The sequence below is a fragment of the Vibrio sp. R11-SG3-ISO9 genome (genome assembly GCF_059834255.1).
Genome location: NZ_JCBDGU010000056.1, coordinates 39,725 through 61,091 on the forward strand (window position 1 = coordinate 39,725; position 21,367 = coordinate 61,091).

Sequence of the window (21,367 nt, forward strand, 5' to 3'; positions counted from 1 at the left end):
AACTTGTAAATAGCAACCTGATGCACATAAATAGCTTACAATTGCGCTACATTTTTCCGGAAAATCTTAGGCTTAGGCTTTTAGTCTGACAGGATATTGTCTAACATGATGATTCTTCATATCTAAAATTTGTCTTATACATCGTTAAGGTAATGTACATGATTTCAAAATGGGCTAAGCGTTTTTACCAAATGGCAGAGTTGGTCGGCTCATGGAGCAAGGACCCTTCAACTCAAGTAGGTGCCGTAATTACCAAACATAACCGCATTGTCTCTGTCGGCTTTAATGGATACCCACATGGCGTATCAGATAGTGCCGACACTGATGAGCGCGAGATGAAATATCTGAAGACACTGCACGCAGAAGAGAACGCAATTCTGTTCGCTAAGCGAGATCTGGATGGTTGTGAAATCTGGGTAACTCACTTCCCGTGTCCAAACTGCGCTGCAAAGATCATTCAAACGGGTATCTCTGCGGTTCACTGTCCAGCGCAAAGCGAAGACTTTTTGTCACGTTGGGGCGACAAGATCAAAGTCAGCCAAGACATGTTTGAGCAAGCTGGCGTGCAGGTTGATTGGTTACCAGTCGAAGAACTCTCTTAACCAATAACCCAAAAACTTATTCGTTTATATAGCGAATGCATTAATACAAAAAAGCCGATAACAGTTCGCTGTTATCGGCTTTTTTATTGTTTATTGTTCAATGAACAGAGAGCAGAAATTACTCCTTCTCTGGAAACGCTTGAGCATAGCTTTCCATAAAGTCGCGACGAATCTCCTGCTCTAGATGAGAAGCTTGTTCAGTCGGACAAAAAATCATGAAGTGCACCACTTGCTCACCGGTTGCCCCACTCGTTACATGAATGTGCGGCTCTGAACCGGGAAGATCTACCCCAGCATGACGCTCGATCACAGCGTTGTAACGGCGAGCGACTTCAATAAAGTCCTCACTGTGCGCTTCAATCTGTTTGATCAACCCTGGAATCAGCGGGTACAAGTTAACGAAGTCTTTCACCACAATAGAAAAGTCGTGGTAAACATAGCGCTTCATAAAATTGAGGTTCTTTACCGGGTAAGTAAAAAACATACTGTTAGGCAGCGTGGCTGTTTTACCGGTGTAGTGATATTGCCCGTGGTACAGGTCGATTTCCTGAATCACTGTCGCCATCATATTGTGCTCAATCACCTCACCGCTGATCTTCCCGACTTCAATCCAATCACCAATACGAAAAGAGCGTGAACTTGCTCTTTGGATAGAGCCTGTAAAACAGAGGATGATCTCTTTCGATGCCACAACGATCGCCACCGCAATCGCAGTTAACGACAGCGCGAACTCACTAATTTCCGACTGCCAAAGTATGAATAGCGTGATCACTATGAAGGCAAAGGTGCCATTCTTAGTACGAGACATCCAGTTACGCTGATCTTCAGAGAGAAAGGCAACATCGCCTCTGATTTGAGACAGTGTGATTCGGCGAATAATTAAAACAACAGCGATGATTAGCGCACTGAACAAGCCTTTGTGCGCCAATAAGAAATCAATCACTTGCCACATTTTTTCCATTACAACTTCCTTTGGAATGATGATGACTTAACCTAACAAAAGCGCCCATTTACTGAGCGCTTTTATTAGGGCGTGTTGACCTTTCGTGATTAATTTTTGTTCGAGGCAAAAGCGTTTTAATCGCGGCGAGGGAGAAGTAGCCTAGTCATTCTAAGCAAATCTCCCTCAACAAAGAGTAAAACGCTTTTTGCGGGGGCGCCCAGCTCGAACCCTTCGGGCAGCGTTTGCTGGTCATTTCTACTGCGTTATCGGCTTCTCATGTAGGCTAGCTACACATCAAAGCCTCTGCCTTGTATAAATACCCAGCAACTCGCTGCAAAAACCAGCTCGAAAGATCAACACGCCCTGGTTAAAAACGGCTTTGTTTAGGCTATCATTTTATTTTTGCAGAAGTAATAAACTCGCCAAAAGTTTCACACCAAATCACAACCGTATCGTACTGAGTGAGATCTGTCCCTTGAGGCAGAGTCAACATAAAGCGGTCAAAGGTTTTTACGTCGCCCACCTTCAGCATTGTTGACTTAAGCTCATTAAAAGCAACCTCAGTTTCAACATAGCTCGGCGACAGATAGAGTTTATAGTCTGGCCCCGGAGCGAGCTCACCCTCAAAGGCTATGGCATCCTCAGTAATGGAGACAATCCCCTCTCCCCAATGAAGAAAATCACTGTCTTGGCGATCTTTAGTAAACTCGCCACTCAACACCGCTTTCTCTGTTACCGCTTGCACTGAATTGACCGAAGGTGACTCAGGTTCAATCAAAATAGGTAATGCATATACCCCTAGCCCAAAACCAAAAGCACCCACAGCAAGGTGGGTGCAGAGTAGAATTAATTTTCTCATCGCTTACTCCCTTATACTTATGGAAAGTATTAATGAATACTCTCTAAAATACAAAGGGATAAAGCATTAATTCCTATCTTATTTTTGATAATGCGTAGCAGTATTTTGAGATAGCTCTACGATCACTTTCACAGCCAGTTCCATACCCTGAACAGTAATGAACTCATGAATACCGTGGAAGTTGTAACCGCCGGTGAAAATATTCGGGCATGGTAACCCCATAAATGAGAGTCTCGCACCATCCGTACCGCCACGAATTGGTTTGATCATCGGCTCAACGTCGCAAGTGATCATCGCCTGTTTTGCCAATTCGATAATGTGCTGATGCGGCTCAACCATCTCTTTCATGTTGAAATAGCTATCAGTAAGCACAAGCTCTACACTGCCTTTCTCTAAACGACTATTTAGCTCATCAACTTTTTGTTGCATGAAGGCTTTACGCTCCTCTACGCCCTCGCGCTCAAAGTCACGAATGATGTAGCCTAGCTCCGAGCGCGCGACGCCCATCTCCGCTGATTTAAGGTGATAGAAACCTTCATAACCTTCGGTGCATTCAGGTGTCTCTTCCGCTGGCATCATCAGTTGAAACTGTGCTGCGATGTTCATCGCATTCACCATCTTGCCTTTCGCAGTGCCCGGGTGAACATTGACGCCATGGCAGATAACATCAGCACTTGATGCGTTAAAGTTCTCAAATTCCAGCTCACCTACAGGGCCACCATCAATGGTGTAAGCCCACTCGGCACCAAACTTTTCAACGTTGAACAGATCAGCGCCACGCCCAATCTCTTCATCAGGCGTGAAGCCGATACAAATATCACCGTGTTTCAATTCAGGGTTAGCTTTTAGGTAAGCGATAGCCGTGATGATCTCAGCAATACCTGCTTTATTGTCCGCACCAAGCAAGGTCGTTCCGTCAGTTGTAATCAAGTCATGACCGAGCAGTGCGTTGAGATCTGAGTACTGCTCTGGATCTAAACACTCGCCACTGCTACCTAGTTGTACTACGCCACCTTGATAGTCACGTATTAATTGTGGCGCGACATTGGCACCCGATGCGTCAGGTGCGGTATCCATATGGGCAACGAAACCGATCGCTGGCACCGGATAATCAACATTCGACGGTAGCTTGGCCATCAGATAACCATTGCTATCTAGGCTGACATCGCTCAGCCCTAGTGCAATCAACTCTTCCTTTAACGCCTCTGCAAAAGTCATTTGACCGCTAGAGCTAGGGCACTGGGTATTCGAAGGGTTAGATTGAGTATCAAAGGTCACATACTTAAGAAAACGTTCAACTAACTGTTCCATAACTTGTTCTCACCATGGATTTAACTAACTGATTCATCAACATAATTATGATTCGAATAGACTAAGATTTGAGAAAGGTAGTCTTGAAGATGTTGATGTGTGAACGCTCATCTTACGCCCCTAAAGGATGAGCAATTTGCTCTAAATCATTTTTCTGCGAAATGATCAGAGCTTCCTATACTTGAAATTAGAGGGTTTCGTCAGTTACTTATTGCAAGAGGATGATAAACCGTCGTTTTGTTCGCATTCTACGCCCTCCGCTCTCAGCCTAAAAAAAGAACAAAATGGATGATGATCACAGTTTATCCTTCGAGCAAACTATGTCATACGTTACATGAGGGTTCGATTATGACTATCAATAAGTACTTTGTTTTTGCTCCTCAAGCGACTGAGGAACAAGTTAAAACGGCATCGACAGACAAAGAATCTCAAAGACTGGAAGCTTTAAGACAGGTTCAACAACAAGGTGGCATGAGCGCAGAGGACTAAAATCGGTCCAAACCAATCATTCACTTAGAGCCGTATCACGCCCTGACTTCTCCACGCAGGGCGTTAGCTTCCGAACCTCCCGAACCTCCCGAACCTCCTACCTTGACCTAAGCATCCTTTTCTCTGGATTCAATACCATACACTTGTATCCACGCTACACTTCATTCAAGCGTTCTATACATCGTTAAAAACCGTACCCGAACGTGTTTTTTTATGTTACTAATTTGTATTCCAACTCACGCCACTCGCGATTTATTTTTCGTCAAAACTCTCATCTGCGATGGACGTATAACAATAGGAATCCAGTAACCAATGGAATATTCAAAGTTAGGAAGCAGCCAAATTCCAGTATCTCGCATCTGTCTTGGAAGCATGACATGGGGCCTGCAAAATACTCAACAGCAAGCCGACCAACAGATCGAGTACGCACTTAGCCAAGGGATTAACTTCATCGATACCGCTGAAATGTACGCGGTTCCACCTTCTCCTGAGACTTACGGCAAAACTGAAGAGATTATTGGCGACTGGTTATCACGCAACCCTCAACGCCGTGGCGAACTGATCATCGCAACCAAGATTGCCGGTGCGGGCCTACCTTGGGTTCGTGGTGGCGGCCCTATTACTGGTGAAGCGGTAATTGCCGCTGTCGATGCGTCATTGAAGCGACTCAACACAGATTATATCGACCTCTACCAACTGCATTGGCCAAATCGTACAACACCGCATTTCGGTAAGCATTTTCCAGGTCACATTTCGTTTAGTGATATTGATCGCCAAGAACACGAAAACCAAATGCTGGAGATCCTTCAGGCACTAGCAAGCTGCATTAAAGCAGGCAAGATTCGTCACTGCGGTCTGTCTGACGACACAACTTGGGGGATTAATACCTATCTCAAGTTGAGTGAAAAACACGACCTACCACGCATGGTGTCGATTCAAAACGAGTTCAGTCTACTGCACGCCAAAGATTGGCCATATTTGATTGAAAACTGTGTTCATGAAGACGTCGCTTACCTGCCATGGTCACCGTTGGCGGCTGGTATGTTGAGCGGTAAGTATATTGATGGCGCACGCCCTGCGGGAAGCCGTTGGACCTATATGCAGCGTAAAGGTATTTTCCGTGACACTGAAATCGCTAACTCGGCAGTGAAAGAGTACGTGGAAGTGGCGAAAATCCATGGCTTTACTCCAAGCCAACTTGCTCTAGCATGGTGTAACCAAGTTGATGGTGTTACATCGACGATTATCGGTGCAACGAATCTAGACCAGCTGAAAGAGAATGTGGCGGCGTTCAGTAAGCCTCTGTCGGAAGAAGTGTTAGCTGATATCAACACCGTATTTAGACGCTACCCAGTACCATACTAATTCGCGGTCACGCCACCTTATGTGGTGATAACAAGACTAAACTGAAACATAAAGCGCATCGAAAGGTGCGCTTTTGTTTTTAATCTCGCGAGCATTTCACTCTCCCACTTTGTGTTCACTAACCTTTGCTCTATAATGCGCGGGCTTATATCTAGGATAAAAACATGATTTCAAAAAACCAATTAAAACTCCTTCGCGCCTTAGGTCAAAAGAAGCAACGTAAAGCACACGGCTTGTTCCTTGTTCAAGGAGAAAAGAATGTGCTTGAGCTAATCGACAGCGATCTAGTGGTGAAGAACGTTTTTGCAACGGCCGAGTTTCTGACACAAAACCACGCGGCACTGAGAGCGTTCGATTGTGTTGAAGCTTCCCTAGATGAGCTAACTAAAGCCAGTACATTGGTGAGTAACAATGCCGCTATTGCGGTTGTTGAGATTCCATCATTCGAACTGCCAAAAGCAAACGGGTTGATGATCGCACTTGATGGTGTCTCTGACCCGGGCAACCTTGGCACCATAATTCGTGTTGCTGACTGGTATGGCATTAAACACATTGTGGCGAGCAGCGATTGTGCTGACCCTTACAACCCGAAAACCATCAGTGCTACGATGGGAAGCTTTGGTCGTGTGCAAGTAAGCCAAACCGATTTACCGAGCTACTTGGAACAAGCGAACCTACCTGTATACGGCGCATTTCTTGAAGGTGAGAGTGTACACCGCACTGAGTTTTCAGCTAACGGCATTCTATTGATGGGCAGCGAATCTCACGGCATTCGTGAAAAAGCGGCTCAATTCGTGACAGACAAGATCACGATTCCAGCCTTTGGCGGTGCGGAGTCTCTTAATGTGGCGATGGCGACTGGGATCATTCTCGACAACATGCGCCGTCAGCACAGCTAGTAGCAAGAACGTGAGTTAAACGAATTAAAGAGCAAGATTCCCTATCTTGCTCGTTCCTCGCAGTAGGGAATGACGCGAGTGAGACTTAAAAATATCAAGGAATATATGATTAGTTTAATTATCAGCCGTCATCCTCAAGAAGGAGGGACGACTGAGTTGGGGATCTTTTTCGGTGAGAGTACCTGAATTACTTCTCTAACATACCTAGCTTATCTGGCACACCATTCCACTTCTCAGCTTCATCCATTGCAGGTTTCACTTCAGTTTGAACAGGCCACAGCTCTGCTAATTCCGCATTCAGCTCAATGTAGATTTGCTGATCTTCTGGTACTTCGTCCTCTTGGAAGATCGCTTGGGCATCACATTCCGGCACACATAGGCCACAGTCAATACACTCAATCGGATTGATTACCATGAAGTTTGGACCTTCATGAAATGCGTCTGCGGGACATACCGCCACACAGTCAGTGTATTTACATTGGATACAGTTATCGCCGACGACAAATGCCATGATGCTCTGCTCTTAAGTTAGTCAAAATTGAGGAATGGGGATAATACTCATCCCAAGACAAAATTCAATATCATCGCGGGGGAATATCATCTCTAATTCGCTTCTGCTTTCAATTTATTATGACAGAGAATTCAATTTCTCGTAAAATGCGCGCCATTGTGAGCGAAGCACTCTCTCAACAACTATGATGAGATCCGCAGTGCCAAGCTAAGACACCTATAAAACGAGACATCTATACATGATACGTTTAACCGAAATTAAACTTCCACTCGACCACGAAGAGCACGAAATCCAAGACGCAATTGAAGCGAAACTGGGTATCACTGCTGATCAGGTTATCTCTTTTAATATCTTTAAACGTGGCTACGATGCTCGTAAGAAAACAAAGATCCTTCTTATCTACACTCTCGATGTCGCTGTAGAAAACGAAGAAGCCCTACTCGAAGAGTTCGTGAGCGACCCTCACGTGAAAGTAACGCCAGACATGGCTTACAAGTTTGTTGCACAAGCACCTGAAAACCTAACTGAGCGCCCTGTCGTTATCGGTTTTGGTCCATGTGGCCTATTCTCAGCGCTTATCCTAGCGCAAAGCGGCTTCAAGCCTATCGTTGTTGAGCGTGGTAAAGAAGTTCGTGAACGTACTAAAGATACCTTCGGTTTCTGGCGTAAACGTACTCTGAACACAGAATCAAACGTACAGTTTGGTGAAGGCGGCGCGGGTACATTCTCTGACGGTAAGCTATACAGCCAAGTAAAAGATCCAAAACACTACGGTCGTAAAGTTATCGAAGAGTTTGTTGCGGCAGGCGCACCTGAAGAAATCCTATACGTAAGTAAGCCGCACATCGGTACCTTTAAACTGGTTACCATGATCGAAAAAATGCGTGCGAAAATCATCGAGCTTGGTGGCGAAATTCGCTTCAGCACTCGTGTTGACGACATCCACATGGAAGATGGTCAAATCACAGGCCTGACCCTATCTAACGGCGAAGAGATCAAATCTCGCCACGTTATCCTAGCGGTAGGACACAGTGCTCGTGATACATTCGAAATGCTGCACGAACGCGGTGTTTACATGGAAGCGAAGCCATTCTCTGTTGGTTTCCGTATTGAACACAAACAATCAATGATTGATGAAGCGCGTTTCGGTCCAAATGCTGGCAACCCAATCCTTGGTGCTGCGGACTACAAACTGGTTCACCACTGTAAGAATGGCCGTACCGTTTACAGCTTCTGTATGTGTCCTGGCGGTACTGTTGTTGCTGCGACTTCTGAAGAAGGCCGCGTGGTAACTAACGGCATGAGCCAATACTCGCGTGCCGAGCGTAATGCGAACAGTGCAATCGTTGTTGGCATTGACCCTGAACGCGATTACCCAGGTGACCCACTGGCAGGTATCCGCTTCCAACGCGAATTGGAAACAGGCGCATACGTGCTAGGTGGTGAAAACTACGATGCACCAGCGCAGAAGATTGGTGACTTCTTGAAAGGTCGCGATCCAAGCGAGCTAGGTGATGTCCAACCATCATTCACACCGGGTATCCACCTAACCGATATCTCTAAAGCGCTACCTGACTTCGCTATCGAAGCAATTCGTGAAGCTATCCCAGCGTTCGATAAGAAGATCAAAGGCTTTGCTAGTGCAGATGGCCTACTAACAGGTGTTGAGACTCGTACGTCTTCTCCTGTTTGCATCAAGCGTGGTAAAGATTACCAAAGCATCAACCTAAAAGGCTTCTACCCTGCGGGTGAAGGTGCCGGTTACGCAGGTGGTATCTTGTCAGCGGGTATTGACGGTATCAAGGCTGCAGAAGCGCTAGCGCTATCAATGACGGGTCAAGCAGCAGAGTAACGACCTGACACCGAAACTTGATTTTAAAAGGGCTCTTAGAGCCCTTTTTTATTCGTTTTATTTGTCAGACTGAGCGGACTCGACTTGTTCAGGGTTCCACTTCCCTTCATGAATCACTGAATTCACGTCACGTCGTGGCAGCCATCCCAAGGTTTCTAGCTCAGGCTTATCCTTAAAGTGCTCGACCTGACCAAGGCAAAGGTAAGCAACGATATCGATCTCTTCTGGGATCTCCAGAGCCTCTCTCAACGCAGAGTCATGAATAATACTCACCCATCCTAACCCTAGGTTTTCTGCCCTTGCAGCCAACCATAGGTTTTGAACCGCACATACAGTACTGTACAAGTCCATCTCTTGCTTGATTGTTCTACCGAGAACTACCGGACCAGTTCGGTTTCTGTCGCAAGTCACGCAGATACCAATTGGCGACTCAACAATACCCTCTAGCTTCAATCTTTTATAGAGCGCTTGCCTTTCATCGCTAAACATCTCTGCCGACTCTGCATGAGCTTGATCAAAGCCACGCTTTATCTTCTGTTTGGTTTCCGCGTCTCGCACCACGATAAAATCCCATGGCTGCATGAAACCGACACTGGGTGCATGATGCGCTGCAGTGAGCACTCGCATTAGCACCTCTTCAGATATCGGGTCCGGCAGGAATTGGCCTCGAACATCTCGGCGTGAAAAAATAGTCTTATAAACGGCGTCGCGTTCGTTGGTCGTGATTTCCATACTTCCCTATCACTTAGTTGAGCGGTTTGAATGAGCGATTGAAAAGGCATTATCCAACTAAAGCCACCATAAAACTAGCGGTAGTCAGGCAACATGGTAGAATGCCCCGCATCATCATAGACTTTGTCTTAATGACTGTTCCAACCCACCGCTAATACAGCCAACCTAACTGAGACCCTTATGCCATTTTCCAAACTTGGATTAAGCTCCCCAATTGTTAAAGCCGTTAATGCACTCGGCTACGATAAACCGACATCTATCCAAGAAAAAGCAATTCCTATTGTTCTTTCTGGTCGTAACCTTATCGCCGCAGCGCAAACCGGTACTGGTAAAACCGCGAGCTTCGTGTTGCCGATTTTGGAGATGTTGAGCAAAGGGACGACTCAGCGTAAAAAACGCATTCGTGCTGTGATTTTAGCGCCAACTCGTGAGCTAGCCGTTCAGGTTGATCGCAACATCAAAAAGTATGCGAAGCACCTTAACCTAACCTCATTGGCAATGTACGGTGGAGTTGAGTACAAGCATCAGAAAGAGCGCCTCATTGAAGGTGTCGATATTTTGGTTGCGACTCCAGGTCGTTTGATCGATATGTACGGTCAAAAAGCGGTGTACTTTGAAGAAGTAGAAGTACTGGTTCTTGATGAAGCTGACCGCATGCTAGACATGGGCTTCATTGAAGACATCAACAAGATCATCGCACGTCTTCCTCAAGACGTACAAAACTTGCTGTTCTCGGCTACTCTATCGAACCCAGTTAGAGATCTTGCTAAGAGTGCTATTCAAGAAGCGGAAGAGATCTCAATTGCTAAGCATGCCGCATCAAAAGCCAATATTGAACAGTGGTTAGTCACTGTTGATAAAGACCGCAAATCAGCACTCCTAAGCCATATGATCCAAGAAGGAAACTGGGAACAAGCTCTGATCTTCATCGAAACCAAACACGGTGCAGCCAAGTTAGTTTCTCAGTTGGAGAAGCGCGGTATCCACGCTGAGTCTTTCCATAGTGGTCGCAGCCAAGCGATTCGCGAGAAAGTCCTAGCTGACTTCAAAAAAGGGAAAGTAAAGTTCCTTGTTGCGACAGGTGTAGCTGCTCGTGGTATCGATATCGACAACCTGACTCGCGTAGTCAACTACGACCTGCCATTCCCAGCGGATGACTATGTACACCGTATTGGTCGTACTGGCCGTGCAGATGCTTCAGGTGAAGCGATCTCATTCTTATCAAAAGATGATTTCAAGAACCTATGCATCATTGAAAAGCGCCTCGGTCATTTGATTGAGCGCCGCGTGATTGAAGGTTTTGAGCCGCGTAAGCCTGTGCCGATTTCTGTGTTGAACTTTGTGCCTAAACACAAAAGAGAGCAACAGAAGTAACGCATTCATCAACGAAGCGAAGTCATCTGGCTTCGCTTCTGTTTTTCCTTCTAGCGTTGATTTAAGGAAACACTATGATCACTCCAATAGCAGTTAGGCTAACCCGAGGCCAAGACCTCAAACTGTCGATTCAAGAGTTGGTTAACCAGCACCAAATATCAGCAGGTACCATCGCATCTTGTGTAGGTTGTGTCTCAACCATCAACCTTCGACTCGCCAACGCTGACCAAACTCTACAAATTGACGCGCCATTTGAGATAGTTTCGGTAATGGGAACTCTAACGCCCAACCACCAGCACATTCATATCTCAGTAGCGGACGAGCAAGGAAAGGTTATCGGCGGGCATCTGCTAGAAGGCACACTCATCGCTACCACGGCTGAACTTATCTTACACACTTACCCAGAGCTCGCGTTTACCCGTGAACATGATGAGTCGACTGGCTATACCGAACTTGTCATCAATTAAAATCGTCGCTAAACCATTTTCATCAGGAACCATTATGCCGTCTTCTTCTGCCCACTCAGTTATCGTACTCGACTTCGAAACCACTGGCCTGTCTCCTAACATGGGCGACCGCGCTATCGAAATTGGTGCAGTAAAGCTAGTTGATGGCGTCGTCGTTGATACCTTTCAGCAGTTAATGAACCCAGGTTTTCGAGTCAGCAGTTTTATTGAGGGCTACACGGGCATTACTAATAACATGTTAAGGCTTGCCCCTAGCTGCGAAGAGGTTATGACAGAATTCGCAAACTTTATCCAAGGTAGCCATTTGGTGGCACACAATGCCTCTTTTGATAAGCGTTTTTTGGATGCTGAACTTGAGCAAGTGGGTAGGAATTATGATGGGCAATTCGCGTGCTCAATGTTGATTGCGCGCCGTTTAATCCAAGATGCGCCAACACATAAGCTAGGCGATCTAGTACGATACAAGCAGATCGAAAACGACGGTACCTTTCACAGAGCCTTAGCGGATTCAGAGATGACAGCCAAATTGTGGTTGGTGATGTTAGACGAGCTAGCGTCTGGACACGGTATTACCAACCCCGATTTCGCTTTAATGCAGAAGATCTCAAAAACCAGCAAAACCGCTGTATCAAAACTATTGGCAAACCAAGTGAGCTAGCCCTTTATTTATGCCTTTGACTATTCAGTCATGGGCACGAAGCTACTTCTGTAAGTCGATTAGAGTAGACTTTAATATACCCAGTTCATCCATAAAATATTGCCACTGATTCTCACTACTTGATTGTGCAATGAGCATTAAATACTTCGCTGAAATGGCACTATTCTTCTGCAATTTGTCGGGTAATGTGTCTGGGTAATAAGATTCATTATTCAGCAACAATTGCATGGTTGTTACCTGAACGAATGGTAAATCGACCTTTTTCTTTACTAGGTCTGATACCGCTTGATAAGTATTCTTCTGATATTGGTGCCAATCAGGATTCGTATTTACCCACTCGCTAGCCCAATTCTTAATGATGGTATCTTGCTCCGAGCTTATATCTCCGAGCCAGCGCTCCACTCTTTTTCTTACTCGTTCGGAATAGAACTCGCGAGCTTCTTTATCATCCAACGATAGACGCTCATCATAATATTCTTGTTGTTTCGCTCTAAAATTTTCTAAGAATTCTTGGTCTTGTTCTGGTGACAACTGCAAGCTCAGTGCATATATATCTGGCGAAAACTCAGTCACGATAGTTCGAATATGCGTTCTAATTTCATCACCCTGCTGCTGAATAAAATCAGCGGTGATCGATTGCCGCTTTTGCTGCTGAATGTTATTGATTTGCTGAATGTATAATGGAAGTTGAGTGGACTTATGCCACTGCTGTAGGTCTTGTAGCCGATTCTCTAATTCCGATTCTTGGACTGAATTTAAAGGCACTAGGTCTTCAATATACGAAATAATGAACCAATCAATATTGTTGTATGCAAATTTGGTGGCACACCCAAATGTGGCAAGGCTTGCCAATATAACCGCTAAATATCGATGAAATTTCATACAACTCACTCTGTCTGCAACGTTTACTCACAGATAGTTTAGATTGTTGTGCTTCATTTGGCGGGATTTATAAAGAAATTGAGAGATGAACTTGCCAAGTTCTCTATTTGGGTAAATGCTTAAAATAAAATTAATTGTTGGCAGTGATGAATTTCGTAATTTATTGACCAATAGATAAGCAACTAAACATACAGAAAGGTATGATATTTGCATAAAATATCGAAGGTTAGTATTTGGGAGGCAATCTATGGCCGCTATTCCTCATTATTCGAGCGAAATAGAATATGAGCTTTGCTATTTTGAAGATGGAAAAATAACCACAGTAAGGATATTAGCGAACAATCGTCAGGAAGCTATGAATTGGTATCTTGGTGAAGGTAAGCATATCAATGATCTCTATTCTATTCGCCCAGATGAATAGAGCTGTGTGGATAGTCTTAACGGCACTTTGAAATCAGAGTGCCGTTAAGGCGTCACAAGAACTTGGTCGTTCGAATTACTTCAGAATTCGAGCTCGGAACTGTCTTCCCTTCATCTTACCAGATTCAATCTTACGTAACGCTTTCTTCGCCACCGATTTTTCGACTGCGACATAGGCACGCATTGGGAAAAGGTTAATCTTACCCACGGACTTACCTTCAATACCACCTTGGCCTGTCAATGCACCTAAGATGTCACCTGCACGTAACTTCGCTTTTTTGCCACCATCGATCTGAATCGTTACCATATTTGAGTAGTATGGCTTCGCAACTGGTTTAGCTGGCAACTCAGATGGCTCAATCGGCATATCCATGTACTCATCAATTTGAGCAACGCGATACATCTCTTTCTCACTGAAGAAGCTACAAGCAACACCCTTGCTACCTGCACGTCCAGTACGACCAATGCGATGTACGTGAACTTCAGGGTCGCGCGACAACTCAAAGTTAAATACTGCGTCTAGGTTGTCTACATCCAGACCACGAGCCGCGACATCTGTTGCCACCAGAATCGAAATGCTCTTGTTTGAGAATTGAACCAACGCCTGGTCACGTTCACGCTGCTCCATATCACCATGCAGTTCAATTACGCTGAAACCGCGATGTGCGAGTTCATCTGTTACGTTCTGAACTTCTTTCTTAGTGTTACAGAATACAACCGCAGATTCAGGCTGGTGATGAAGTAACAGCAGCTCTAGTGCATCGTCACGTGCTTCTGTGCCTTCAAGCTTATAGAAGTGCTGCTGGATGCTTGAGTGATCGTGTGTCGACTCTACTTTCACCATCTCAGGGTTATTCATAATACGATCAGCAATCGACTTGATCTGTTTCGGGAACGTCGCACTAAACAACAATGTTTGACGCTGTTTCGGCGCAGCATCAATCACAGCATCAATTGCATCTTGGAAGCCCATCTCTAGCATGCGGTCAGCTTCATCCAAAACCAATGTGTTCAGTTCAGATAGATCGATACGACCACGATCAAGGTGATCAAGAATACGACCAGGTGTACCCACAAGAATGTGAGCACCATGCTCAAGAGAACCAATTTGTGGCCCCATTGGCATACCGCCACAAAGCGTCAGCACTTTGATGTTATGGATACCACGAGCCAGTGTACGAATCTCTTTCGCCACTTGGTCAGCCAATTCACGTGTTGGACATAGCACCAGTGATTGAACACGGAAGCGCTTAACACGAAGGTTTTGTAGCACACCCAAACCAAAGGCGGCGGTTTTGCCTGAACCCGTTTTACCTTGGCCGATGACATCTTTACCACCAAGAATAGAAGGCAAGCTCAGTGCTTGGATCGGTGTCATTTCGGTATAACCCAATGAATCCAGAGTTTGAATAAGTTCTGGTTTTAGGGCAATTGAAGAGAATTTTGCAGTGGTCACAGGACAATTCCAGCTAATGAAAAACAGAGTGCATTATGAGTGTTTCTAGAAAATATTCCACTCAATAGTAGCCGTTGTTAATTTACTCACTAATAAAGAGAGTGAATATATCTCAAATTTAAGACACACTGACCGCCCCAATGTGATATCGTACATCATTCTCAAATTTTGAAATAGAATATTACTTCAAAGGTCTTAGGTAATGAAAAACAATACGCTCAATAAAGGCTTTACACTATTAGAACTAATTATAATTATTGTCATTATTGGAGCTATTGCCGTTGTAGCTGCACCAAGGTTCCTTTCTATCGCCGATGATGCAAGATCAGCATCTAGTTCTACCCTACTAGAAAACTTTCAAACTGCCGTGAACATTTACCAAGCCGCTTGTTTGGCGCGTGGGGGAGATGTAGAAGAAGGGCGTGATGAAAACGCAACTGACTTCAATATCGAAGGTATTTACTCCAATTATACCGGAAGCTGCTACCCGGTTTGGAATTCAGCGTCGGGTATCCAAAGAACGATCAATAACAATCGTTCTTGCTATTGGCTACTACAAGATCTGACTAACTCTGATCATTATGAAGATAACCGCTACGGTAATTCTCCTAAAGAAGGGGGAAGTACGAGCAGAACCCCAAGTTTTTCAAACTTCCAATTAGCTAAACAAAACGGTTACAAATTTCTTATTAATCAACCAACTGGTGAATTTTCCTACTGCCATTTTTACAGCATTGAGGGTGATCTTAGTCAAGCACCATTCCTACTTTATAACGCAGTTGATGGAGAAATGGTCACTGGCATTACCGATCTATCAAACGGTATTGACTATGACGAAGAGCTTAAAAAGTATACGGTAGCTACCAAACCATAACAGAAAGGCCAGCAAACGCTGGCCTTATTTCTATGTTCTGAACTTAGCTATATTAAAGTCTATGGTACACCATGACCTTTCGATGCTACCCAAACTCGATACCACTGCTCACGCGTCAACTCGATGCTCAATGCGTCAATCGCTGTTTGCACTCGCTCAATCTTTCCTGAGCCGATAATCGGCAAGGGTTTTGATGGCAGACGACGAACCCATGCATAAATCACTTGGTCGATACTTGCAGCACCAACCTCTTTGCGAATCGCTTCAAGTTCATTACGTACTCGAACAGCTTGCTCGCTCTTACCCGTAAACAGTTCACCACCAGCAAGACAAGACCAAGCCATTGGACGAATACGGTTCATCTGCAGTTGATCCAGAGTTCCATCATGAGCCACTTCAAAGTTAAGTGGATTGATCTCTACTTGGTTGGTAACCAAGGGCTTACCTAAGCGCGATTGCAAAAGCTCCAGTTGACGAGGAGTGAAATTAGACACACCAAAGTGCTTCACTTTACCGATCTTATACAGTTCGTTGAACGCTTCTGCCACTTCATCCGCATCCATTAGTACATCTGGGCGGTGAATAAGTAGAACGTCAATCTCATCAACGCCGAGACGCTCCAAAGAGTTATTCACTGATTGGTAAATATGCTGAGCACTAGTGTCGTAATGGTTGATCTTGCGGTCAGGAGTATGGTCTCCACACAAGTTAATGTCGCACTTAGTGACGATCTGAATCTGCTCGCGCACGCTCGGGTCCAAAGCCAGCGCTTCACCGAATAACTTCTCACATTGGTAACCACCATAAATGTCTGCGTGGTCAACCGTTGTTATACCGAGGTCTATGTGCTTTTTGAGAAAAGTGAGGCGTTGTTGCGGAGTCATGCCCCATTCAGCCATACGCCAATATCCTTGAACCAGCTCAGAAAAGTCTGGGCCTTGTGGCGCGATTGTTACTTTTGCAACCATGGGTTATCTCCTATATCAGTAATAACCGTATCCTATGCTTATTTAATTATAGCCTCAAATTAATAAAGCCTTCGCCGATACGCCCCACTACAAAAATGTGAACTTGTTACAAAAACATCGTCATAAAAGACAAAGACTGTTTATTGGTTAACCATGTCTCTCGTGAGTTCGATGATGATCTCTTGATCTTGATGGCGCATCATCACCAAAGCTGCTTCATTGTCTGGCCAATGCCAAACCAAGGATTTATTGCTGTCCAAGGTAGAGCTCGATGAAGACGTCGTGTTAAGAAAAGTTACCAATGCTTGGTCAACACTTTGTGGGCTATTTCCTTGCTCATCGGCCAGCTCAAGTTCCTTCAACACATCGAAGGTAACGCCATTGATGGTTGCAGACTTAAGTTGTAAGCCATCTTTACGCAAGTAGAGCTGGGCCTTAGTATCATTCAACTTGGAATTGGGTAAAGAGAGTCTGGTTAAAGATACTTTTCCTTCAATTAACTCGAGTTCAACAAACACTTTTAGATCATAGTAGTTTGTCTCATCACTGCACAACAAAGTCCCCTCTTCTTCGCCACAATCAAACAGCTCAGCATCATGCATTAGGCTGGCAGTATCAGGAGCACTTAAATCACTATTAAACACAGTACGAAACCACCAAGACTCACTGGCACGTGTTGCATGACTGAATAGAAGAGCAAAAGAGAGGCAAAGAGTTGAAGAGAATTTCATCGAGCAATCCTTATCTGAGATGCCCCAATTATACGTTCGCACGGGTTAAATAAGTACGACTCTCTGAGTGGAAAGCAAAAAAAAGCGAGCATACATGCCCGCTACAGAAATTCACTTTGCTTAAATAACGTAATCCATCACGTTGAGAACCATTACACAAATAGAATATCATTCCATATATTGCATTTCAACACGCATTTATCGGCTTAACATACATAAAATGAACCCATAATCGCCTTATATTGAGTAAATAAATAACCATTTAGGAATAGACGTCACTGTGCAGAGCAACTCGTTCAAGTATGATTTGCACCATTGTGGCCTAGGAATAACCTTCTAGATATCAATGACTTTAATGAATCATCTCCATCTGTAATGAATTAAATCAACAGATCGCGACGTCGACAAATACATTATTAAAGGCCAGTGACATTGATAAATAGCCACACAAACAGGATATCAATTAAGGGAATGACATGAACCCAACTCAATACCTCAACCAACTCAACAAAGAGTACCTCGCTATTCACCAAGAGAAAGAAGCTTTCTTTTGGGAGACCTATATGGGGATCAGCGACGATCATGATGGGTCGACGCAAGCTCAAACGGCATGGACTCAATTTCTTAGTAATGCAGACAAAATTGCTGAAGTTGAAGCACAGTTGAATAACGTGAATCTAATTCAAGATAACGAAGAGAGAGTCGCGACAACAACAGGCCTACAAGGTTGGTTAGCCACTTTCAAAGCTCATGCCATAGAGGGTGATGAGGCACAAAAACTCAAAGCAGAACTGATTGCATTCGAAGCTGAACTGTTTGAGAAAAAACAGAATCACACCATGACCTACACCAACGAAGAAGGTGAGCAAGTCGAAGGCTCGCTTCCTGTGCTGGGTTCTGCGATTCGAAACAGCGGCAGTGAGGCTGTGCGTCGTTCTGCTCACCAATCACTGCTTGATCTTGAACAGTGGCTCCTCGGCAACGGCTTCATTGAGCTCATCAAACAGAGAAATGCTTTCGCACGCGCACTAGGTTACAAAAACTACTTTGATTATTCAGTGGTGAAAACTGAGCAGATGACTTCGGAAGAGCTATTTTCGATCTTAGATGACTTTGAAGTGCGCACCCGAGACAGCCATTTAAAGAGTCTGGCTAACCTAGCGAAAGAGAAAGGCGAGTCAGCATTACTAGGTCACAACTTCACCTACTCTTTTGCTGGCGATGTGATGAACGAACTCGATCCTTACGTGCCGTTTTCAAAATCTCTGCGCCGTTGGGTAGAGTCATTTGGTCGTCTGAATATTGAGTACTCACAAGCCACATTGAAACTCGACCTGCTAGACCGTAAAGGCAAATACCCGAATGGTTTCTGTCACGGTCCAACACCATCATTTTACGACCAAAGCCAATGGGTACCTGCACAAGTCAATTTCACGAGTAACGCAAAGCCAGATCAAATTGGCAGTGGCTTTGACGGAATCAATACCCTCTTCCATGAAGGTGGTCATGCCGCGCACTTTGCTAACGTGAAGATGAACGCACCTTGCTTCTCGCAAGAGTTTTCACCAACGTCGATGGCTTATGCAGAAACACAATCTATGTTCTGTGATAGCTTGCTTGATGATGCTGATTGGTTAAAACAGTACGCATTAAATGAAAAAGGCGAGGCCGTACCTGATTCACTAATCAAAGCGATGATCGACAGCAAACAACCGTTCAAGGCGTATCAAGAGCGTTGTATTCTGGTTGTTCCGTACTTCGAGCGTGCCTTATATCAGCTTAATGATAACGAGCTAACGCCAGAAAACATTACTCAGCTTGCTCGTCGTACTGAGTTGGAAATCTTAGGGTTAGAATCAAGCCCACGTCCATTGATGGCAATTCCACATCTACTTTCTGATGAAGCCGCTTGTGCTTACCAAGGTTACCTGCTGGCACATATGGCGGTATACCAAACACGAGCGTACTTTACGAACAAGTTTGGTTACTTAACCGATAACCCAGAAATTGGGCCTCTATTGGCGGAACATTACTGGCATGCTGGTAATAGTGTTAACCACAACACCACCATTGAGCGTCTAACTGGGGAAGGTTTTAATGCTAAGTATTTAGCTGATGCCTGTAACCTGACGGTTGAGCAAGCTTGGGAGATTGAGCAAGAGAAGATAGCGGCATTCGCAACAAGAGAAAGAGCACATGCAAGTAGCTTGAATGCGAAGATCAGCATTGTTGATGGCGCCTTTGAGATCGCCAACAACCAACAATCAGATGAAGCTATGCTTACTGCATTTGAAGGTTATATCGCAGAGAAATACCACGCTTAGTGATCCAATCAATCTACGCTAGACCGCGCAAGCAACAGCCGCTCTCATCATTGTGATTTGAGCGGCTTTTTAGTAACTCAAGTAAACCAAGCACTACCTTAACGGGTGACAGCTAAAAGGCTTTGGTCTTGCTAAGCTCACTTAACATCCTAACTAGACCGATGTGGTAGTTTCAGTACCATGATAAACAATGTCGACAGAATCGATGCTTCGTAATGATTTACGATGAATACCAAAAACTTTCCCTGATAACACAATGTAGTAGTGATGGGTTTTGAGAAGCTTCAAAGCCTCTTCCAACGTATCAACATACACTTTGTTTTGTAAGTCTTGAGGGCGCGTTCCAGGCTCTCGACCTACCTTACGAGCCAGTTCATATTTACCTTCACGGTTTGGCTTGCACGTAAACAGTGTAGGGTTACCATAAATCACTCCCTGCGCTGTTATCTCTTTAATCATTTATAAATCTCAGAAAAAATGACACAAAAAGGCCACCTCAAGACGAAGTGGCCGAAAAATTAAACAGTGGATATATCATTAAGACACATAATCAGAGGGAGACCGGGCATGCCCCCTCAATACATGACTATTAGAAGTAGTAGTAAGCCGCTGCAAACACGTGAGTCTCTTCATCGTATTGTGTGTTACCACTGAAACGAGCGCCTTCTAGGTCTTGTTTGATATCGATACCCATGTCAGCGCTTGCAGAGATGCGGTACATTGCAGCAACGTTGATGTAAGAAGAGTCGATGTCAGATGCGTTGTCTTCTTCGTTGGTGTTGAACGCGTAACCTGCAGCAATAGTTAGGTCTTCAGATAGCGTGTAACCACCAGAGAAGTAGAAGCCTGTGTTCTTCATTTCATCGTTTTGGTCGATCCAAGAGTTCAGACCTAGAGTCATTGAGCCTAGCTTCATGTTGCCTGATAGAGAGTAAACCTCGTAGTCTTTCTCATCATCACGAGTTTCGTAACCCGCGTATACGCTGAATACTTCTTGCTCAAGACCGATGTAACCATTCACACCTTTGTCTGCGTCGTTGTGGTCATCGTCAGTTTCGAAGTAAGAGATACCATAAGCAAAGCCGTTAGTTGCACCTTGGAACTTAACTACGTTAAACGCATCTGATGCATCACCTGCAGAAGCACCGAACTCGTAAGTTGTGTCGCCAGCGCCGTCAACTTTATCTAGAGCTGTATCATTCTCCCAACCGAAAGACGCGATGCCGTAACCGGTATCAAAACCGATCCAAGCTTTATCAACGTGCGTTGCAGGGCCAGTATCGATGCCATTAACCCAATCAGAAGTTGCTGCGTCAGCATCTGCAACGTTGTTGTCTGTCGTATACTGAAGCATTAGGTCTGTTTCTACGTAAGCAACAACGCGGTTATTTCGGTAATTAAGAGCCAGTGTTAGACCTGTCGCCCAATCATCGTAAAATGCTTTTGAACCTGTATCGTAGTAACCACCAACACCGAAAGAACCAGACACAGAGAACTGATCTTTGTGCATTGGATTAAACGCGAACATTTCTTCGTTTTGGCTATTTTGGCTGCTTGTGTTTACAGCGAACGCAGAGCTAGAGATGCTTGCAATCGCAAGTGCAATTAGAGTTTTTTTCATGGTGACCACTACCTATATGTTGTGTTTGT

The 21,367-nt window shown here is 44.7% G+C and carries 22 protein-coding genes; 11 read left to right on the forward strand and 11 right to left on the reverse strand.

Annotated elements, in window-relative coordinates; genetic code table 11:
• The first annotated feature begins 158 nt into the window (after positions 1–158).
• Complete coding sequence (locus AC6R05_RS21145) at positions 159–602, forward strand: dCMP deaminase family protein (protein WP_032552892.1); 444 nt, start codon at positions 159–161, stop codon at positions 600–602.
• 118 nt (positions 603–720) lie between these two features.
• On the opposite strand, the gene AC6R05_RS21150 is transcribed toward AC6R05_RS21145, so the two are convergent.
• The 3 genes from AC6R05_RS21150 to pepT form a co-directional block, all read right to left on the reverse strand.
• Positions 721–1,563, reverse strand: coding sequence for a mechanosensitive ion channel family protein (locus AC6R05_RS21150; protein ID WP_152469796.1), 843 nt, complete (start codon positions 1,561–1,563; stop codon positions 721–723).
• A gap of 373 nt (positions 1,564–1,936) precedes the next feature.
• The gene (locus AC6R05_RS21155; RefSeq protein WP_152469797.1) at positions 1,937–2,404 is read right to left on the reverse strand and encodes a DM13 domain-containing protein; all 468 of its coding nucleotides are present in this window, start codon (positions 2,402–2,404) and stop codon (positions 1,937–1,939) included.
• 78 nt (positions 2,405–2,482) lie between these two features.
• On the reverse strand, positions 2,483–3,715 hold the full coding sequence (pepT, locus tag AC6R05_RS21160) for a peptidase T (protein WP_500648532.1): 1,233 nt from the start codon (positions 3,713–3,715) through the stop codon (positions 2,483–2,485).
• Between the two features lie 348 nt (positions 3,716–4,063).
• Between pepT and AC6R05_RS21165 the strand changes: the two genes are divergently transcribed.
• The 3 genes from AC6R05_RS21165 to AC6R05_RS21175 all read left to right on the forward strand — a co-directional run bounded on the left by AC6R05_RS21165 (position 4,064) and on the right by AC6R05_RS21175 (position 6,468).
• Positions 4,064–4,204, forward strand: a complete 141-nt coding sequence (locus AC6R05_RS21165) for a hypothetical protein (RefSeq protein ID WP_167332357.1) — start codon at positions 4,064–4,066, stop codon at positions 4,202–4,204.
• Positions 4,205–4,516: 312 nt separating this feature from the next.
• Complete coding sequence (locus AC6R05_RS21170; RefSeq protein WP_500648533.1) at positions 4,517–5,569, forward strand: aldo/keto reductase; 1,053 nt, start codon at positions 4,517–4,519, stop codon at positions 5,567–5,569.
• A gap of 164 nt (positions 5,570–5,733) precedes the next feature.
• Positions 5,734–6,468 (forward strand): RNA methyltransferase, encoded by a 735-nt coding sequence (locus tag AC6R05_RS21175; protein WP_390520309.1) that lies wholly within the window; start codon positions 5,734–5,736, stop codon positions 6,466–6,468.
• Positions 6,469–6,655: 187 nt separating this feature from the next.
• Here the strand turns inward: AC6R05_RS21175 and fdxA are convergent, their stop codons facing one another.
• On the reverse strand, positions 6,656–6,979 hold the full coding sequence (gene fdxA / locus AC6R05_RS21180) for a ferredoxin FdxA (protein WP_032550401.1): 324 nt from the start codon (positions 6,977–6,979) through the stop codon (positions 6,656–6,658).
• 238 nt (positions 6,980–7,217) lie between these two features.
• Here fdxA and AC6R05_RS21185 point away from each other — a divergent pair, with 238 nt between their 5' ends.
• Complete coding sequence (locus AC6R05_RS21185) at positions 7,218–8,831, forward strand: NAD(P)/FAD-dependent oxidoreductase (RefSeq protein ID WP_032550402.1); 1,614 nt, start codon at positions 7,218–7,220, stop codon at positions 8,829–8,831.
• Positions 8,832–8,888: 57 nt separating this feature from the next.
• Here AC6R05_RS21185 and bluB read toward each other — a convergent pair whose 3' ends face one another.
• Positions 8,889–9,563 carry a 5,6-dimethylbenzimidazole synthase gene (bluB, locus tag AC6R05_RS21190; protein ID WP_500648534.1) on the reverse strand — a complete coding sequence of 225 codons (675 nt, stop codon included), beginning with the start codon at positions 9,561–9,563 and terminating at the stop codon, positions 8,889–8,891.
• A 180-nt stretch (positions 9,564–9,743) separates the two neighbouring features.
• Between bluB and AC6R05_RS21195 the strand changes: the two genes are divergently transcribed.
• The 3 genes from AC6R05_RS21195 (at position 9,744) to AC6R05_RS21205 (ending at position 12,062) form a co-directional block, all read left to right on the forward strand.
• Positions 9,744–10,937, forward strand: a complete 1,194-nt coding sequence (locus tag AC6R05_RS21195) for a DEAD/DEAH box helicase (RefSeq protein WP_032550404.1) — start codon at positions 9,744–9,746, stop codon at positions 10,935–10,937.
• Positions 10,938–11,011: 74 nt separating this feature from the next.
• Entirely contained in the window at positions 11,012–11,404 is a 393-nt protein-coding gene (locus tag AC6R05_RS21200) for a PPC domain-containing DNA-binding protein (protein WP_500648535.1), read from the forward strand.
• Between the two features lie 34 nt (positions 11,405–11,438).
• On the forward strand, positions 11,439–12,062 hold the full coding sequence (locus AC6R05_RS21205) for a 3'-5' exonuclease (RefSeq protein ID WP_500648536.1): 624 nt from the start codon (positions 11,439–11,441) through the stop codon (positions 12,060–12,062).
• A 42-nt stretch (positions 12,063–12,104) separates the two neighbouring features.
• Here AC6R05_RS21205 and AC6R05_RS21210 read toward each other — a convergent pair whose 3' ends face one another.
• Positions 12,105–12,944, reverse strand: coding sequence for a DUF6279 family lipoprotein (locus tag AC6R05_RS21210; RefSeq protein ID WP_500648537.1), 840 nt, complete (start codon positions 12,942–12,944; stop codon positions 12,105–12,107).
• Between the two features lie 247 nt (positions 12,945–13,191).
• Between AC6R05_RS21210 and AC6R05_RS21215 the strand changes: the two genes are divergently transcribed.
• Complete coding sequence (locus AC6R05_RS21215) at positions 13,192–13,365, forward strand: hypothetical protein (RefSeq protein ID WP_032550409.1); 174 nt, start codon at positions 13,192–13,194, stop codon at positions 13,363–13,365.
• A 75-nt stretch (positions 13,366–13,440) separates the two neighbouring features.
• On the opposite strand, the gene dbpA is transcribed toward AC6R05_RS21215, so the two are convergent.
• Positions 13,441–14,820, reverse strand: coding sequence for an ATP-dependent RNA helicase DbpA (dbpA, locus tag AC6R05_RS21220; protein WP_390520303.1), 1,380 nt, complete (start codon positions 14,818–14,820; stop codon positions 13,441–13,443).
• Between the two features lie 202 nt (positions 14,821–15,022).
• Here dbpA and AC6R05_RS21225 point away from each other — a divergent pair, with 202 nt between their 5' ends.
• A complete protein-coding gene (locus AC6R05_RS21225; RefSeq protein WP_152469806.1) occupies positions 15,023–15,694 on the forward strand; it encodes a prepilin-type N-terminal cleavage/methylation domain-containing protein in 672 nt (223 codons plus the stop codon).
• Between the two features lie 59 nt (positions 15,695–15,753).
• Here AC6R05_RS21225 and AC6R05_RS21230 read toward each other — a convergent pair whose 3' ends face one another.
• Positions 15,754–16,662 (reverse strand): aldo/keto reductase, encoded by a 909-nt coding sequence (locus tag AC6R05_RS21230; RefSeq protein WP_150870049.1) that lies wholly within the window; start codon positions 16,660–16,662, stop codon positions 15,754–15,756.
• A 140-nt stretch (positions 16,663–16,802) separates the two neighbouring features.
• Positions 16,803–17,393, reverse strand: coding sequence for a hypothetical protein (locus AC6R05_RS21235; protein ID WP_500648538.1), 591 nt, complete (start codon positions 17,391–17,393; stop codon positions 16,803–16,805).
• 476 nt (positions 17,394–17,869) lie between these two features.
• Here AC6R05_RS21235 and AC6R05_RS21240 point away from each other — a divergent pair, with 476 nt between their 5' ends.
• Positions 17,870–19,717 carry a M3 family metallopeptidase gene (locus AC6R05_RS21240; protein WP_500648539.1) on the forward strand — a complete coding sequence of 616 codons (1,848 nt, stop codon included), beginning with the start codon at positions 17,870–17,872 and terminating at the stop codon, positions 19,715–19,717.
• Between the two features lie 153 nt (positions 19,718–19,870).
• Here AC6R05_RS21240 and AC6R05_RS21245 read toward each other — a convergent pair whose 3' ends face one another.
• Both AC6R05_RS21245 and AC6R05_RS21250 read right to left on the reverse strand, forming a co-directional pair.
• On the reverse strand, positions 19,871–20,176 hold the full coding sequence (locus AC6R05_RS21245; RefSeq protein ID WP_500648540.1) for a hypothetical protein: 306 nt from the start codon (positions 20,174–20,176) through the stop codon (positions 19,871–19,873).
• Between the two features lie 130 nt (positions 20,177–20,306).
• Positions 20,307–21,338: a porin gene (locus AC6R05_RS21250; protein WP_500648541.1), complete on the reverse strand. Its 1,032-nt coding sequence runs from the start codon at positions 21,336–21,338 to the stop codon at positions 20,307–20,309.
• Positions 21,339–21,367: the final 29 nt, after the last annotated feature.